Here is a 16551-nt window from a genome sequence, read left to right as displayed (position 1 = left end):
CCCGGTCTACCAGAACACTTCGTCACGGTTCGGCGGGTTATCGTAACTGTTATCCTGGCTTTCGCGTTGCTGACGTAACTCCTCCAGCAATGAACCGGCCTTATTTATCACCGGATCGCGGGCATCCTGCGCAGCGTCATCCGTGGTTTCGCCATTAATAAACTCCACTTCCGGACCTTTTCCGGTGCGGCCACGAATGCTGTCGTCGGAATGCTTATTTAACAGTGTGATCGAAATACGACGATTCACCGGATTACCCGGGTCGTCTTTTTTCAGCGGTGCGGTATCCCCCATGCCGATAACCTGAGCAATCTGTTCTTTCGGCACCCCGGCTTCCATCAGCGCCCGCCGCGCAGCATCCGCCCGCATCGACGATAATCCCCAGTTCACGTCGTCTTCTTCACGCACACCAAAGGCTTTGGATGAGTCGGTGTGGCCGGTAATCGACAACCGATGCTCCAGGGTTGCCAGCACCGGGGCCAGCTCCCACAGAATATCCTCGGAATAATATTTCAGCTGGGCGCTGCCCGGGTCGAACATAGGTCGCTTGGTCTGATCAACAATCTGCAACTGCAACCCTTCGGTAGTGATATCCAGCAACAGCTGATTTTTAAACGGACTCAGGGTTGGACTGGCGTTAATACGGGCGTTGATTTTCGACATCATTTCCATCATACGACGATATTCGATCACGTCGGCCAGATTTTCGATTTCTTCCGCCTGCAGAATTTTTTCCGGATCGATCACTTCCGATATCGCGATATTATCCGCTTCCGATGGCGAACCGCCGAGATCAATCACATATTTAGACGGCACCCGCTGGCCATCCTCAAACGCTTTAGGGTCCTGGAAATAACCCGAGATAGCGGCTTTTTCCTGTTCGTTGGAGGAGTTGATCACCCACAGCACCAGAAACAGAGCCATCATCGCCAGAGCAAAGTCGGCCATCGCCACTTTCCAGGCACCACCGTGATCTTCGTGTTTGCCTTTTTTCACCCGCCGAACGACGATGTTCTGATGTTGTCCGAGATTTTCCATCAGCGACCACGCACCTTGCTTTCAACTTCGGTAAAGCTCGGCCGGCCGTGAGTAAACAGCGCTTTACGGCCAAACTCGACCGCCAGCTGCGGCGGCACACCGTTTAACGACGCCACAATACACGCCTTAGTGGCTTCGTATAATTTGATTTCATCTTCGGCAATATGGCGCATGGTTGCGCTGACCGGCCCGGCCACACCATAGGCTAAAAACACCCCGGAAAAAGTTCCCACCAGCGCAGCGGCAACGTGTTTGCCGATTTCAGCCACATCACCACCAATTGCCCCCATGGTGATCACAATCCCCAGTACCGCTGCCACAATACCAAACCCCGGCAATGAATCAGCCACCTTACCAACCGCCACCCCGGGTTGTTCCAGTTCATGCAGGCGGGCATCAATTTCCTGGTCCATTAAGGATTCCAGTTCAAACGAGGTCAGGTTACCGGCAGCGATAATGCGGAAATAATCGGCGATAAAGTGAGCCAGTTCGGTATTGGCCTGAATGGCCGGATAACGTGCGAACAAGGCACTGGAATGTGGACTTTCAACATCCCCCTCAATCGCCATAATGCCTTCCCGCCGCGCTTTGTTGAGAATGTCGTAGATCAGCCCCAGTACATCCATATACATGGCTTTATTCACCTTGCTGCCAAAAATAATCTGTGGCGTCAGACGAAAACACTGCAGAATCACATGCCACGGATTCGACAATAAAAAAGCCCCGAACGCGGAGCCAACAATGATCAGAATTTCAAACGGCTGCCATAACGCCAGCAACTGACCATGTGACATCACATAGCCATACAACACGCTACCGAAAACAATAAACATGCCAAACAAAAACAGCATTAAATCAATCCTTTGGGACAACTTATTCAGGCGAAGAACAGGAAAATGACTATAGTAAGTAAAGGTCACAATCCGCTGTTACACAAATTGAGAAATGACACATTTACCGCCAGTTTTTCCCAGCCCAGAGCGTTGCTCCGATATTCGCCAGTTCCGTGATTTTCCGATACTGGCTGAAACCCGCACCCGGATGCGCAAACAAATGCAAAGCAGCCAGGTGAACTTTGACGCGCTGAGCAAAATTGTCGAGCGTGATCCGGCTTTGTGTCTGCACCTGATGATCAACACCGTGGAGCAGAACCCCGACTGTTTGTCCCAGATCACCGGTGCCGCCAGCTGCGTGTCGTTACTGGGTATGAAAGAGCTGGTCAGCCTGATCAAACAGCTGCCCGTGGTCGAAGCCGATTGTGATGAGCGTGCGCTGCAATTGTATCGCCGGGCCTTGTTAGTCGCCGATATGGCGGGAGAATTTGCCGCCCACTGGGCCAGCCAGAAAGGCACCAGCTCCGTCTCTTCGGCGCGCTGGGGCACACTGTTATTAAGCGCCCCGTTATGGCAATGGTTAATCAATGAAGAGCTGGCACAAAACTGGTTTTATTGCCTCAGCCAAGGGCAGGATCTGGCGGCCAGCGCGCGCCATACCTTTGGTGACGAACAACTGAGTCAGTGGCAGCAACAGGCGAAACAACTTCATTTACCGGCGATGGCGGTGGACTGTTATCGTAGCGAAACCCAGCTCAGCGCTCCCCAGTGGCGGCTGTTACGTCACCATGATCCGCGCGACCTCGACAACCAGCGCCCCTTATTACATCTGTTACAACAACCCTGCCTGACGGCCTGGATCGCCACCGCACTCGCCTGGCACTGGCATATCAACCCAAACAGTAAACTCAGCCAGCGCTGGCTGGCCATCGCTGGCCACTGGTCGGGCAAACCGGCGGCAATGCTGCTGCCGGGGTTGCGTATCCTGCAGGTGAACGCCAGTCATTATCACAACGATGGCACGGCAACCGGCTTAGCGTTATTACTGAGCCCGGATACCCGCCTGGCAGAAAATCAGCGCAGTTACCCGCTGATTCAGCCCGCGCCGGGCAAGCTCCCCCAGCCGGAGTCAGAGCCCACCAAACCTGGACCAGGACCAGGCACAGGCACAGCAACACCCGGAAGCGTCACACCGAATAGCCCGTCCGGCGCTCAGAACAGCGCTCAGAGCAACGACCCGGACCAGAACCAGAACCAGGATAAACCCCGGCAGCCCGATCATCTGTACCTCAACAAGCTGGTGCAACAGCTGCAACAGGAGCCCGACAGTTTCGGCGACTGGCATTACCTGATGCGGGGGGTTTTAAAAGGGGTCTGCCGCGGTATTGGTTTATCCGGTGCCTGTATCACCCTGCTGAATAAAGACAAAACCCTGATGAAAGTGTTTTATACCGAAGGTAACGCCAAGCTCGATCCGATCCGTAAGCTGGCGGTTGACCTGCGCAAACCTTCGGTGTTTAACAAACTGCTGGAAAAAACCGCCAGCCTGCAGATTGCACCGGCCAACCGCGATAAGTTTTTACGCGGCCTGCCTGCCAGTACACTGGATATCATGCCCTCCCAGCTGGTGATTATGTCTATCGACGCCGGCCACGCTCCGGTAGGCCTGGTGATCGCCTATAACGAACACGGCGAACAAAGTTTGTCGGCCGACGAATATCGTGCGTTTAAAAATTTATGCCAGACCGCCAGCCGCAGCCTGGCTATGTTGCGCTCCAACACCGCCGATAAACGTCAGTGACCGCTGGCCGGTCCCGGCAAACAAGAGAAACGCAAATCATCGTCAGCTTCCCTGACATTAGCCGGAGGCTCGGATAAACTAACGCTTTCGCGAATCTCTTTAGCCGGAATTTTTCATGTCTGCATTGCCCCTGCTTATTGAACCCAGGCAACTGGCACCTCTGTTGCCGTTGACCAATACCCTGATTATTGACCAGAGCAAACCGGAGACCTACCAGCAACACCACGTCCCCGGCGCGCTGCATCTGGATTTTAAACGGCTGCAGCTGGGGGAAAAACCAACTCCCGGTGCCCTGCCCGGACTGGCCGAGCTGAGTCAGCTGTTCAGTGAACTGGGGTTAACCCCGGACACCCATGTGATTGCTTATGACGACGAAGGTGGCGGCTGGGCCGGACGTCTGATCTGGGCACTGGATATGATTGGCCACACACAATACAGCTATCTCAATGGTGGTATTCACGCCTGGCTGAAAGATGAGCTGCCCTGTGAAACTGGTAACAACCTGCCAACCCCGTCCGCTTTCCGTGTTGAACAACTGCACAGTGGTTTTGCGTTAACCAAAGACGAGATTCTCGCTCGCCTGGGGCAGCCGGACTTCGCTGTCTGGGATGCCCGCTCGGATAAAGAATACAGCGGCGAAAAAGTGGTTTCTGCCCGTGGTGGCCATATCCCCGGGGCAGTGAACTATGAGTGGACCCGCGGCATGGATGCAGATAATGGCATGCGCATTCGTGATCTGGACGCCTTCCGCCAGCTGCTGGCTGGCATGGGCCTCGACAACAGCAAAGAAATCGCCACCCATTGCCAGACTCACCACCGTTCTGGCTTTACCTATCTGGTGGGTAAACTTCTGAATTTTAATATCAAAGCGTATGCGGGCTCCTGGGCCGAATGGGGTAACGATGAACAGACCCCAATCACAACCGGCGAACAGCCCTGAGGACATTATTGTGAGTACTTCTGTAAAAGATAAATTATTTATTGCCAGCCAGTATCTGGTTCCCCAACACCTGCTGTCTCGTACAGTTGGTGCACTGGCAGCGACAGAAATCGACTGGATTAAAAACCCGTTAATTAAAGGGTTTATTAAACAGTTCGACGTTAATATGGACGAAGCCGAACGCCAGCAGGCGGAAGACTTCCGCTGTTTTAACGATTTTTTCACCCGTGAATTGCAACCCGGGGCACGACCTGTTGCAGACGGTGAAAACGTTCTGGTCTCGCCCGCCGATGGTGCGGTGTCGCAGTTAGGTCCAATCGAGAATGGCCGCATTTTTCAGGCTAAAGGTCAGGATTATTCTCTGATTGAACTGCTCGGGGGTGACAGCGATCGTGCCGCACCTTTTATGGGCGGCGAGTTTTCCACCATTTATTTATCACCAAAAGATTACCACCGGGTGCATATGCCGGTTACCGGCACCCTGCGCGAAATGATTTACGTGCCTGGCGATTTATTTTCCGTTAACCAGACCACAGCCGAAAATGTACCGCGGCTGTTTTCCCGTAACGAGCGGGTGGTGGCAATTTTTGACACCGAACTGGGGCAAATGGCGATGGTACTGGTGGGTGCCATGATCGTGGCAGCGGTAGAAACCGTCTGGCATGGCCTGGTCACGCCGCCGAAGCGTGAGCTGCGTGTCACCTCGTACCCGAGCCCACAACCGATCACCCTGGAAAAAGGTGAAGAGATGGGTCGTTTCCTGCTGGGTTCGACGGTTGTGTTGTGTTTTGAAAAAGACAAAATGCAATGGCAGGAAAATCTCAGCGCCGGTTCACCTTTACGTATGGGTGAACAGCTGGGTGAAATTAACGCTGGCTGATCAGCCGCGAACGGTTTTCAGCCCGGTTGCCGGGCTGAAAACGATCAGGCACGATCCCAGGAAAAGCTCAGCACCTGATCCATCGGTTTATCCAGTAGCAGCATCAATAAACGATCGATCCCCAGTGCAACCCCGGCACACGCCGGCATACCAGCGGACATCGCTGCCAGTAACGACTGATCAACAGCACGTCCCTGCGCCTCCTGCTCAAAGCGCTGCCGCTGTTCAGCAGCATCGGTCAGCTCGTGGTAACCATTGGCCAGCTCGATGCCGTTAAAATACACCTCAAAACGTTCCGCTACCGCCGCCTGTCCCTGACCACGAATCTTCGCCAGTGCCGCCTGAGAAGCCGGGTAATCAGAGATAAAAACCAATTTATCGGCCGGTAGTTGCGGCTCTACCTGGTGGCTCATAATCAGGTCGAGCCAGCCATCGCGCCCCAGTTGTAAATCAGCGCCGGCCAGTTGCCGGCCACGCTCAGCAATGTCGGCATCGCTGGCAGACAGCCAGTCGAGTCCGGCAAATTGCTGCAGCGCCTGGCGATAACTCAGGTCCAGCCGACCGTTAACCCGCTCAGCCAGCAATAGCTGCAGCAGCGCCTGCACTTCATCCATTAGCTGCCGGTGGTGCCAGCCAACCCGGTACCACTCCAGCATGGTAAATTCCGGATTATGACGACTGCCCGCTTCAGCCCGGCGAAATACCTTACATAACTGATAAATATCGCCCACCCCGGCACACAACAAACGCTTCATGGCGTATTCCGGTGAGGTATGCAAATAGCGGCCATCAGCCGGGATGGGATCGATATTCGGATCACACACAGGTGCCTGACACAACGCAGGGGTTTCCACCTCCAGCACCTGACGCTGAGCAAAAAACTGCCGTATCAGGCCGTTTAGCCGGGCACGAAGCTGCAGGCTGGCCACAGAGGCCCCGGGACGCCAGTCCGGTATCATCGGCGTTCTCCCAAAACAGAAAAGGGAGCGCGAACGCTCCCTGAAAATCGAATGCTTAAATGGCTTATCGGTTACGCACGACCGACGTAATCGCCGGTACGGGTATCGATCCGCAGTACTTCACCAATGTTAATAAACAGCGGTACTTTGACCACCGCACCGGTGCTCAGTGTCGCTGGCTTAGAGCCACCATTGGCGGTATCGCCCTTCAGGCCCGGATCGGTTTCAGTCACTTCCAGTTCAACAAAGTTAGGTGGTGCAACGGTCAACACCGCACCGTTAAACAGGGTCACCACATAGGTCTCCTGCTCTTTCAGCCATTTGACGGTATCACCCAACGCTTCTTCAGACGCGCCGTGTTGCTCAAACGAGCCGTCTTTCGCCATGAAATGCCAGAATTCACCATCGGTGTACAGGTATTCCATGTCGTATTCCATCACATCCGCGCCTTCCAGCGATTCACCGGATTTGAAAGTACGTTCCCAGACCCGGCCGTTTTTCAGGTTGCGCAGTTTAACCCGGTTAAATGCCTGTCCTTTACCGGGCTTAACGTATTCGTTCTCTACGATAGAGCACGGATCACCGTCCAGCATCACCTTAAGACCTGATTTAAATTCGTTGGTAGAATAATTCGCCATGTTAAAACCTGATTACTTGTAGGAATTCGTATCAAAGTGTCTATCATAACCCGAACCAGCGACGCTGTAGAGCCACAAGATTGGCGTCAGCTGCTGGCCGGTTCATTCCGTCAGGCCAGTGAGCTGCTGCATTACCTCAATCTGCAGCCGGCGGATGTTGAGCTGAGCGAGCAGGCCTGCCGCGATTTCCCGTTGCTGGTGCCCCGCCCGTTCGCAGACCGTATGCAAAAAGGTAACCCTCAGGACCCACTGCTGCTACAGGTACTGCCGCAACAGGCAGAGACGCTGGAAGTCACTGGTTACATCACTGATCCACTGGCTGAAAAACACGCCAATATCCAGCAGGGAATTATCCACAAGTACCATGGCCGGGTGTTGCTGCTGGCAGCTTCGGGTTGCGCGGTCAACTGCCGCTACTGCTTTCGTCGCCACTTTCCTTATCAGGACAACCGTCTCAGCCGCAAACAATGGCAACAGGCACTGGACTACATCCGCAACGATAACAGCATCGAAGAAGTCATTCTCAGCGGCGGTGATCCCCTGATGCTGCAGGACGAGCACCTGCAACAACTGCTGCAACAGATTGAAGCCATTCCTCATGTGCGCCGGTTACGCATTCACAGCCGCCTGCCGGTAGTGATTCCGCAGCGAATTACCACCGCACTTTGCCATATGCTGGCGGACAGCCGGTTAGCCGTTAGTTGTGTATTACATATCAATCACGCCAACGAGTTGTCAGAAAACGACCTGTTCCGTTTTAAACAACTGCAGCACAGTGGCGTAGTTTTGCTGAACCAGGCGGTGTTGCTGAAACAAGTGAATGATTCACTCAGAGATTTGTCTGAGTTAAACAAACAACTGTTTGAATTTGGCATAGTCCCTTATTACCTTCACCTACTGGATCCGGTCAAAGGGGCAGCCCACTATGATGTGCCGGAATCCCAGGCCCGGCATTTGCACCAACAATTACAGCAAATATTGCCCGGTTACCTGATTCCGCGACTGGTTCGGGAGGAAGGTGGCAAACGCCACAAAACCCTGCTGCCAAGCTGAGCGGAAAAGCTGCCTGGGAAAGGAATCCGCGACGGTTTTACACTCTTTTACCCGATACGCCGCAATCTTTTGTCAATGCTCACATGCACTTAAGGCAAATTGGCTATACTGGGGTTTAACTGTACGCAGCAGATTATCGGTTAATTGTTTGTTTTATAACCAATAGTAGGAACGCATGGACAGCCCGAAAGCGCCAATCAAACTACATATTCCGGCCACTCCGCTGGCTCAGCCAACGATTTGTGCCGGAAACGTTGAAGGTATCACCCGCTGGGCTAAAGAACTGCCTATGGCGAATACCGGTGAGTCCGCTCGTCGTTTATATCATGCGATTCGTGAACTGAATCAGTGGGATACCGACCCGTTATTACGTTTTAAAGTGCTGGAAGTGATCCGTCCTTACATCTACTCCATCTGCACTTTACTGAACAAACATTTCCTGCAGTCATCGATTTCGCTGAACGAAAAGCAACTGAAAATTGCCAATCTCAGCCAGGCGTTGCAAGGCCACCTGGCCACCGGTTACAAACTGGTGGTGGCACACAGCATCGCGCGGCTGAGCGCAGCCGATAAACCCTCAAAAATTGTCACCCTGGCGATTCATCGCGCCATTGCAGATACCAGTCAGACCATACTTCGGGCCTTTCAGCTGTATTGTCAGCCACCGGAACACGCCTGGCTGGAAGTAAACCAGCTGTTGCTGCTGGCCGAAATGAACGGCCTGACGGCGTACCAGGTCAGTGATCGTCAAACCCGGTTTTTATCCAGTTCCACCATCAAAGATGTGTTTGTCCGGGCTCATTTACTCGGCACCGCCAAGCCGAATAATCTGCGCCAGCAGGATCTGGCGCAGCTGTACGATGCCAGTGAGCTGTGGGCCGAATATGTCAGCCTGACCGACGCCGACGATGAAAGTGCGCTGTTTATCATCAACCTGCACCGTGACCGCCCCGGACAATACCGTCAGCACCTGCGTGATGCCCAGAAGCCATTATTCCGCAGCCTCAACACCGAAGAACTGGTAAAAGCACTGAAGCTGTGGGCAGCGAACCCAGGCGGCAGCCATAAAATTACCGTACCGGGCAAACTGAGCGACAACCTGCTGTCCCATGCCATTCAATCGTGGGGCATCCACTGGCAGCGCTCATTCCGCCGCAGCCCCAGCGACGGAAAGATCCGGCTCTGCATCGGCCTGTCTGCGACCCATTATTACAGCGGTGGCATGACCGACTTCGAGCTGATGCTGGCGCGCCTGAAGCCGAAAGCGGTGGAGGGGGATGCAACACAACCGGATACCGGTAAAACCAGCACCGACGATGTCTGGGCTAACGCCTTTGACGCCGGTGGTTCCCGCATCGCCGACAACCCCACCATGAACATCGACGCCATTGAGTTTATTAACAAACACAAAAAGGACGATGACGACGGCGAACAACAAATTAAATACCCCTCTCATGAGGTAGACCTGATTAACAGCAGCCCGGGAGGCTATTGCCTGCACTGGAATGGCAATGTGCCACCCAGCATTCAGGCCGGAGAACTGATTGGTATTCAGGAAGGTGGTATCCGCCACTGGTCCATTGGTGTGATTCGCTGGATTCGCCATCTGCGCAACGAAGGCACCCAGCTGGGCATCGAATTGCTGGCCCCAAAAGCAGAAATCGGCGCGGCCCGGCTGTTGCAAAAAACCGGCAGCAACGGCCCTCTGATGCGGGCATTGTTATTGCCGGCGATTAAAGCGATTGCCCAGCCAGCCACCTTGTTATTACCCCGTATGCCGTTCCGTACCGGCAATAAAATTGAGCTTATGTTTGAAACGGAGCAGGGTCGTTATCAGCTGACCAAACGTCTGGCCTCAACCAGCAGCTTTGGCCAGTTCCAGTTTCGGGCCACCGGTGGCGCCCAGCAACGCCACACCAATCTGCAGAGCACACCAACGAGTATCGACGACGACTTTGACTCTATCTGGAATAAGCTGTAAAAGGACGTAAAAAATGACGAGTTATGTCAGTTACTGACTAATTAGGCCTGATTCGGACATTTTTTTTTGCCCCGCGATATTTATAATCGTGTCTTTTAAATTTTCCGAGCCCGGTATGTCCGTAAACAGAGAAACACTGCACCTGCTGCTGCTAACTGAAACTGATAACCACGCTGAAAACATCGTCAGCATGTTACGCAATTCAGGTAATGCAACCCGTGCACATCAGATTACTTCTCTGGCGGACTTCGTCGAGCAGCTGCAGGAGAAGTCCTGGGATCTGGTGATTACCCAGCCTCAGGCCAACGAAATCGACTGGACTGAGCTGCAAAAGCAGATTCAGCGTCTTAATAAAGACCTGCCGTTAATTCTGGTGACCCATGAAGATCTGGATGCCATTACCTTCGAAGCGGCCTTCAAAAAAGGCGCATCCAGCGTCGTTCCACTGGAAGAAACCAATGTCATGCTGATGGTGATTCAGCGTGAACTGAAGCATCTGCACAATCGCCGTGAAAAACGGCTGCTTGAGGTTAAGCTGCGCGAAGCGGAAAAGCGCAGCCAGGCATTATTGGCTAGCTCCAAAGATGCGGTCGCCTATATTCACGACGGCATGCACGTTTACGCGAACGATGCTTACCTCGAACTATTTGGCTACCAGTCGGCTGAAGAACTGGAAGGCATGCCCATCATGGATATGGTGCACGTCAACGCTCAGAAAGAATTCAAAGCCTTCCTGAAAAAATACGAACAGTCACAACAGTCCGGCGAACTGAACCTGACCGGAGTTGATGGTAGTGGCGCCGATTTTGCCATGACCATGCAATTTACTCCGGCGACCTACGCCGAGGAACAGTGCACCCAGGTGGTGATTCGTGGCCAGTCCAACAGCCGGGAACTGGAAGCAAAATTACAGGAAGTGCGCAGCCACGACATGCTGACCCACCTGTATAACAAAAGCTTCTTTAATGAACAGCTGGAACACGCCGTCGACAGCGCCGTGATCAAAGGCGCAACCGGCGCGGTGTTTTATATCAACATCGACCAGTTTAATAAGGTGAAAAGTGAAATTGGTATCAATCATTCGGATACCGTCATCACCACTCTGGCCGACGCTTTGCGTAAACAGGTGCCAGACAACGCCCGGCTGGCACGCATCGGCGAAGATATTTTTGCCTTTATTCTGATGGGTATTGATGCCGAACATGCGTTACAGCGAGCCGAACAGCTGCGCGCACACATTGAGAAGATGCTGATTGAGGCGAATAAACGCACCATCACAGTCACATCCAGTATCGGTATCGCGCTGATTACTGAAAACAGCTCGCGGCCGGAAGATATTCTGCAGCAGGCACACCATGCTGCGGATGATGTACGTAAGCAGGAAGGGCACGAGCGCGGTAACGGCGTTCACCTGTATCTGCCGAAAGAAGCCGAAGATGAAGATAACAGCCTCCAGCTGGAACAACAGCTGAAAGACGCACTGAAAGGCAACCGCTTCCGCTTGTTATTCCAGCCACTGATTAACCTGCGGGGTGACGAAACCGAACATTACGAAACCCTGTTGCGTTTACCTCAGGACAACGGCGACGATATTTCTGCCGGCGAGTTCCTTAACTCAACTGAAATCAGCGACGACCTGAAACGAAAAATCGACCGCTGGGTTATTCTGCACACCACCAAACTGCTCAGTGAACATCGCTCCAAAGGTCACAATACGCGGATGTTTATTAACCTGTCGGCTGCGTCACTGGCCGATGATAGCCTGGCTAACTGGATTGGCGTTGCACTGAATGCCGCCAAACTGCCGAAAGGTGCAGCCATCTTCCAGTTTAACGAAGAAGACGCCGGACGGACGCTGAAACAATGTCAGGACTTTACCCACAGCTTGCTGGAACGTGGTATTCCTACGGCTCTGTCACGCTTTGGTTGTGCCCTGAATCCGTTCCATGCGTTACAACACCTGGAAGTGGAATACGTTAAAATCGACGGTTCATTTACCCGCGAACTGAGCCAGAACAGCGATGCCCAGAAACACCTGAAAGAAATGCTGGCGCAGCTGCATGAAGAAGAAAAACGCACCATTGTACCGTTGGTAGAAAGCGCCTCATCGGTCGCCAGCCTGTGGCAAATGGGTGCTCACTTTATTCAGGGCCATTATGTTCAGGCACCTCAGTCCGGTATGGTCTTCGACTTTACCGACGAATAACGCCACAAAAAAAAGCCCCGCAGTCTGGCGACCCGGGGCTTGTTATCAGCATCACTGCGCCGTTAACCGATATCGCGATCGCGATAACCCAGCAAATACAAAATGCCGTCCAGACCCAGCGTGGTAATGGCATTTTTGGCATTTTCCCTCACCAGAGGTTTAGCGCGGAAAGCAATACCCAAACCGGCGATGCTTAACATCGGCAGGTCGTTAGCACCATCCCCTACCGCAATGGTTTGCTCCAGAGTGATATCTTCCTGAGCAGCCAGTTCACGCAGCAGCTCAGCTTTGCGTTCACCGTTAACCACTTTGCCGGTCACCCGTCCGGTAACAATTCCCTTTTCCATTTCCAGCTCATTGGCATAGACATAATCGATGCCCAGTTTTTGCTGTAAATAACGGCCAAAATAATTAAAGCCGCCAGACAGGATAGCCGTTTTATACCCCAGTGCTTTCAGGTTGCGGATCAGACGCTCCGCCCCTTCCGTCACAGGCAAACGTTCCGCAATGCCCTGCAACACATCACCGTTAAGGCCTTTCAGCAAAGCAACACGTTGTTCGAAACTCTGATTAAAATCGAGTTCGCCCAACATCGCCCGTTCCGTAATTTCGGCCACCTGCTGGCCGACTCCGGCAGCAGCAGCCAGCTCATCAATCACTTCCGCTTCAATCAGAGTGGAGTCCATATCGAACGCCACCAAACGACGGCTGCGACGGTATTTATCATCTTCCTGAAAGGCGATATCCACTCCCAGGTCGTTGGCTGCCTGCAGAAACTGTGCTCGCATGGCACTCTGGTCCGCTTCACCACGAACTGAAAATTCCACACAGGCGCGGGTATTTTCTTCATTCTGAGCCAGCGGTACGCGGCCGGACAAACGATTGATCTGATCGATATTCAGGCCATGCTCGGCCACAATAGCGGTGATCGCGGCAATGGCTTTGGCTTCGATGGTGCGTGCCAGCAAGGTAACGATATGCCGGGATTTGCCCTGTCCGGCTACCCAGTTTTCGTAACTTTCCGGAGTTACAGGAGTGAAACGTACCGACAGCCCCAGTTCATGAGCCTTAAACAATACGTCTTTCAGAACCGGAGCCGATTCAGCCCGGTCTGGGATGGCGGCCAGAATTCCCAATGTTAATGTATCGTGAATTTCGGCCTGGCCAATATCAAGGATGGTCACATCATACTGCGCCAGAATGGCGCTGATGTTAGCGGTTAACCCGGGCTTATCGGCCCCAGTCACACGGATTAGAACCAGTTCAGTCACGGAAAAACCCTTTGCTTCGACCAATTACAGTTTGTCTGCGTCCGCTTTAGCAGCCGCTACCACGCCACGCAGTTCTTCAATCAGGTCCACGGTTTCATGTACTGATAACGCACGTACACGATCCAGGCTCATCAGGAACAGGCCTTTCTCCAGTTGTTCCAGTTTCTCTTGCAGAGACTGTTTCACATCACTCATGGTGAATCCCCATCATCAAATAATTGGTCAAAATACTGCACGCTGACGACTGTTCAGCCGCTGGCGTTACGTCAGGCGGCGCATATAATAGCATCAAAGAAGAGAATTGTTTGAGTAATAGCATGTCGAATTCCAGTGTGATCTGGCAAAAGCTGAACCTGAGTCAAGCCTGTGGCTTATTGGCTGCGTTCTTTATCCTGTTGACCGGGGTCACCGTCGGCCTGCTGACCTACCAGCATCAGCTGCAACAGGGCGAACACAACGGTCGTGAACATATCCGTCTGCAGCTGCAGCGCCTGGCGTTAACACTGGCCCCCAGTATTCTTAATGAAGACAGAGTCAGCCTGAATCTGACCCTGAATGAATGGCAACTCGATGCCTCAGTACCCGCCGTCCGTATTCTCAACAACGATCAGCAGGTGGTCGCCGAAACCGGACGCATGTCCCGGGCCCGGGATATTATGACTCAGGCCATTACTCAGGATGATCTCGCCGTAGGTATGCTGCAGGCCAGCATTGATCTTTCGGCGGTTTCCGCAGCAGCCCGGCGTTACCTCGCCATCAGCCTGTTTGTCAGTTCGTTGCTGGCGCTACTCGGTGCCTGGCTGGCCTATTACCTGTGTGAACGGGTATTGCGCTTTATCCGTGAGTTATCAACCCGGCTGCAACGCTGGCAGCATGGTGATCAGCTGACTCTCACCGAACCTCTCATCCCGGACTTCCGGGCGCTTTATCAGGTACTGGAACAGATGTCGGCCGCCGAGCAACAAAGACGCTCTCTGGAACAGGCACTCGATCAGTTCATCAGCAATGAACCGCTGCATGACCCGGCAGACAAATTCCGCTACCACAACTGCGCACTGCTTTATATCGAAATTCAGGAGCTGGAAATATTGCAGTCACGGTTGTCTGCCAACGAACTGTCACAACTGCTGAACCAGTATCATTATCTGCTCAGCCAGGCCGCCAAACTGTATAACGGCAAGCTCGACCGCTTTCAGGGGGATGGCATTGTGATGTTATTTGGCCTGCCTTCATCTGACTCTCAGGATGCCTTACACAGTTTATATGCCGCCATATTATTTCTCGGTCTGGTCGATCATCTGCGCGAGCACGACAGCCGGTTATTACCACTGGAATTCCGGATTGCTGCTCACTTCGGACCGGTATTGCTGGCACCGATTCACGATGGCCAGAACATTCAGGGCAACCTGATTGGTGATACCATCCACTGGGCCAGCCAACTGGCACAAAATGGTGAAGAACGGCGCTTATTAGCCAGCCAGGCCATTATCGACCAGATCGGCAACCACAACGATATTCACTGGCAGGACGGCCCGGCAATCAGCGACCTGAGTGGCAACGAACAACTCAGCTACTGGCTGAATCAGTTACCGGAAAAAAATCAGTCCTTAATTGCGCGCCAGATTAAACACATCACAGCCATGACCGAGCAGGCCTGAAGCGAAACCACATAACTAATCGCTTATTTATTGTTTGCACTATTTTGGCCCTTTACTAAGCTTTTATTAAACCGAACCAAGTAAGGGGTTATTTCATGGTAAGTCGCAAACGTTCTTTAGCCACGGCAATATTGCTGGCCAGCAGTCAGCTTGCCGTTGCCGGGGATCTTAATATCAATGGTTTTATGAATGTGACCGCCGGTTATCTCGACAACAAGGATGTTGGTGTCACAGGCTATGAAGATGGAGTTAACTTCGATCAGGGAACTCTGGTAGGTCTGCAGTTATCACAACAGGTCAATGATACCACCTCCGCAACGGTGCAGCTGATTTCCCGCGGTTCAGAACGATATCAGACCGAAGCCGCCTGGGCTTATATTACTTATGCCGCCAGTGAAAACACCGATCTGCGGGCGGGACGCTTAAGAACTCCCTTTTTCCATTATTCCGACTTCCTTGAAGTCGGTTACGCCTTTAACTGGGTCAGCCCGCCATCGGTGGTTTACCGACTGAACGATATGTCCTCGATAACCGGTGTGGATATGACTCACCGTTTCAGTGCCGGTTCTCTGGATGGCTCGGTACAAATTTACGCCGGCCGTTACAACGATGACTTCACTCTGTCTGGCGACAGCTATGAAATGGAGTTACGCCGCGCCGGTGGTGCCGTCGTCAGCCTGAACTACGACAATTTCGGCAGCCGTATCAGCTACCACAAAGCCGACTTTTATATTAACGGACTCGACCCCACGGGCGACCGGGCACTCGATCAGTTAATTGCTCTGGCAACGGGTTACGACATGGCGAACGGCACCGATATCACCTCAGAATTTGTGCCGGACGGCGAAACATCCAATTTTTATCAGGCGTCTCTCAGCTGGGATAATGGCGACACCGCACTACTGGCGGAATACACCGCATTACGTCACGATTCAGCTTTACTGAACGACGACGACGCCTGGATGGTTGGTGCTTCGCAACGCATTACCGCAGCCACCGCCTTACACCTGACCTATGCCCACAGCGAAGATCAGCTGAAATCCGGCGCTACCGGCATCGCCCAGAGCTTTACGGAAAGTGAAAACGACAGCATTATCCTCGGTCTGCGATACGATTATGACAGCGCCGCCACCATTAAGTTTGAGGTACAGCACCTGACCGATAAAAGCTCGGATAAACGCCTCGCGGCTATCGCCTCTAACCCGGCGGATATCAATGGAGCCCGTAATCTCTCTCTGACAGAAGAGTCAGGTGTACTGTACAATGTCGGCTTAAGCTTAGTCTTTTAAGGAG

At 53.0% G+C, this 16551-nt stretch carries 14 protein-coding genes; 8 read left to right on the top strand and 6 right to left on the bottom strand.

The features are described from left to right. Positions 1–6 precede the first annotated feature (6 nt). Both ACFOMG_RS01375 and motA read right to left on the bottom strand, forming a co-directional pair. On the bottom strand, positions 7–1038 hold the full coding sequence (locus ACFOMG_RS01375; RefSeq protein WP_376864310.1) for a flagellar motor protein MotB: 1032 nt from the start codon (positions 1036–1038) through the stop codon (positions 7–9). Next, positions 1038–1889: a flagellar motor stator protein MotA gene (gene motA / locus ACFOMG_RS01370; protein WP_376864309.1), complete on the bottom strand. Its 852-nt coding sequence runs from the start codon at positions 1887–1889 to the stop codon at positions 1038–1040. The genes ACFOMG_RS01375 and motA overlap by 1 nt, the downstream gene beginning before the upstream one ends. Before the next feature lie 94 nt (positions 1890–1983). Here motA and ACFOMG_RS01365 point away from each other — a divergent pair, with 94 nt between their 5' ends. From ACFOMG_RS01365 to asd, 3 genes are all read left to right on the top strand, one after another. After that, the gene (locus ACFOMG_RS01365) at positions 1984–3672 is read left to right on the top strand and encodes an HDOD domain-containing protein (protein ID WP_376864308.1); all 1689 of its coding nucleotides are present in this window, start codon (positions 1984–1986) and stop codon (positions 3670–3672) included. A gap of 115 nt (positions 3673–3787) precedes the next feature. Continuing rightward, the gene (locus tag ACFOMG_RS01360; protein WP_376864307.1) at positions 3788–4612 is read left to right on the top strand and encodes a sulfurtransferase; all 825 of its coding nucleotides are present in this window, start codon (positions 3788–3790) and stop codon (positions 4610–4612) included. 10 nt (positions 4613–4622) lie between these two features. Beyond that, entirely contained in the window at positions 4623–5492 is an 870-nt protein-coding gene (gene asd / locus ACFOMG_RS01355) for an archaetidylserine decarboxylase (protein ID WP_376864306.1), read from the top strand. Positions 5493–5536: 44 nt separating this feature from the next. On the opposite strand, the gene epmA is transcribed toward asd, so the two are convergent. Both epmA and efp read right to left on the bottom strand, forming a co-directional pair. Beyond that, the gene (gene epmA, locus ACFOMG_RS01350) at positions 5537–6451 is read right to left on the bottom strand and encodes an EF-P lysine aminoacylase EpmA (RefSeq protein ID WP_376864305.1); all 915 of its coding nucleotides are present in this window, start codon (positions 6449–6451) and stop codon (positions 5537–5539) included. 71 nt (positions 6452–6522) lie between these two features. Next, entirely contained in the window at positions 6523–7089 is a 567-nt protein-coding gene (gene efp, locus ACFOMG_RS01345; RefSeq protein WP_376864304.1) for an elongation factor P, read from the bottom strand. 36 nt (positions 7090–7125) lie between these two features. Between efp and epmB the strand changes: the two genes are divergently transcribed. The 3 genes from epmB (at position 7126) to ACFOMG_RS01330 (ending at position 12329) form a co-directional block, all read left to right on the top strand. Then, positions 7126–8142 carry an EF-P beta-lysylation protein EpmB gene (epmB, locus tag ACFOMG_RS01340; protein ID WP_376864303.1) on the top strand — a complete coding sequence of 339 codons (1017 nt, stop codon included), beginning with the start codon at positions 7126–7128 and terminating at the stop codon, positions 8140–8142. Positions 8143–8317: 175 nt separating this feature from the next. Continuing rightward, positions 8318–10123, top strand: a complete 1806-nt coding sequence (locus ACFOMG_RS01335; protein WP_376864302.1) for a GTPase — start codon at positions 8318–8320, stop codon at positions 10121–10123. A gap of 115 nt (positions 10124–10238) precedes the next feature. Beyond that, positions 10239–12329: an EAL domain-containing response regulator gene (locus tag ACFOMG_RS01330; RefSeq protein WP_376864301.1), complete on the top strand. Its 2091-nt coding sequence runs from the start codon at positions 10239–10241 to the stop codon at positions 12327–12329. Positions 12330–12391: 62 nt separating this feature from the next. On the opposite strand, the gene serB is transcribed toward ACFOMG_RS01330, so the two are convergent. Both serB and ACFOMG_RS01320 read right to left on the bottom strand, forming a co-directional pair. Further along, positions 12392–13600, bottom strand: a complete 1209-nt coding sequence (gene serB, locus ACFOMG_RS01325) for a phosphoserine phosphatase SerB (protein ID WP_376864300.1) — start codon at positions 13598–13600, stop codon at positions 12392–12394. A gap of 24 nt (positions 13601–13624) precedes the next feature. Beyond that, a complete protein-coding gene (locus tag ACFOMG_RS01320) occupies positions 13625–13795 on the bottom strand; it encodes a hypothetical protein (protein ID WP_376864299.1) in 171 nt (56 codons plus the stop codon). 122 nt (positions 13796–13917) lie between these two features. On the opposite strand from ACFOMG_RS01320, the gene ACFOMG_RS01315 reads away from it, so the two are divergent. Both ACFOMG_RS01315 and ACFOMG_RS01310 read left to right on the top strand, forming a co-directional pair. Further along, the gene (locus ACFOMG_RS01315; protein ID WP_376864298.1) at positions 13918–15258 is read left to right on the top strand and encodes an adenylate/guanylate cyclase domain-containing protein; all 1341 of its coding nucleotides are present in this window, start codon (positions 13918–13920) and stop codon (positions 15256–15258) included. Between the two features lie 95 nt (positions 15259–15353). Further along, a complete protein-coding gene (locus ACFOMG_RS01310; RefSeq protein WP_376864297.1) occupies positions 15354–16547 on the top strand; it encodes a porin in 1194 nt (397 codons plus the stop codon). Positions 16548–16551: the final 4 nt, after the last annotated feature.

It is taken from the genome of Bacterioplanoides pacificum (assembly GCF_042648445.1).
Lineage (GTDB): Bacteria > Pseudomonadota > Gammaproteobacteria > Pseudomonadales > Oceanobacteraceae > Bacterioplanoides > Bacterioplanoides pacificum.
Note: the sequence above shows the minus strand (reverse complement) of the source record. Positions and strands in the feature narration are given on the sequence as shown.

Coding starts and splice junctions, on each gene's coding strand:
- ACFOMG_RS01375 (WP_376864310.1), bottom strand. CDS start 1,038: ATGGAAAATCTCGGACAACATCAGAACATCGTCGTTCGGCGGGTGAAA.
- motA (WP_376864309.1), bottom strand. CDS start 1,889: ATGCTGTTTTTGTTTGGCATGTTTATTGTTTTCGGTAGCGTGTTGTAT.
- ACFOMG_RS01365 (WP_376864308.1), top strand. CDS start 1,984: ATGACACATTTACCGCCAGTTTTTCCCAGCCCAGAGCGTTGCTCCGAT.
- ACFOMG_RS01360 (WP_376864307.1), top strand. CDS start 3,788: ATGTCTGCATTGCCCCTGCTTATTGAACCCAGGCAACTGGCACCTCTG.
- epmA (WP_376864305.1), bottom strand. CDS start 6,451: ATGATACCGGACTGGCGTCCCGGGGCCTCTGTGGCCAGCCTGCAGCTT.
- efp (WP_376864304.1), bottom strand. CDS start 7,089: ATGGCGAATTATTCTACCAACGAATTTAAATCAGGTCTTAAGGTGATG.
- ACFOMG_RS01335 (WP_376864302.1), top strand. CDS start 8,318: ATGGACAGCCCGAAAGCGCCAATCAAACTACATATTCCGGCCACTCCG.
- ACFOMG_RS01330 (WP_376864301.1), top strand. CDS start 10,239: ATGTCCGTAAACAGAGAAACACTGCACCTGCTGCTGCTAACTGAAACT.
- ACFOMG_RS01320 (WP_376864299.1), bottom strand. CDS start 13,795: ATGAGTGATGTGAAACAGTCTCTGCAAGAGAAACTGGAACAACTGGAG.
- ACFOMG_RS01315 (WP_376864298.1), top strand. CDS start 13,918: ATGTCGAATTCCAGTGTGATCTGGCAAAAGCTGAACCTGAGTCAAGCC.
- ACFOMG_RS01310 (WP_376864297.1), top strand. CDS start 15,354: ATGGTAAGTCGCAAACGTTCTTTAGCCACGGCAATATTGCTGGCCAGC.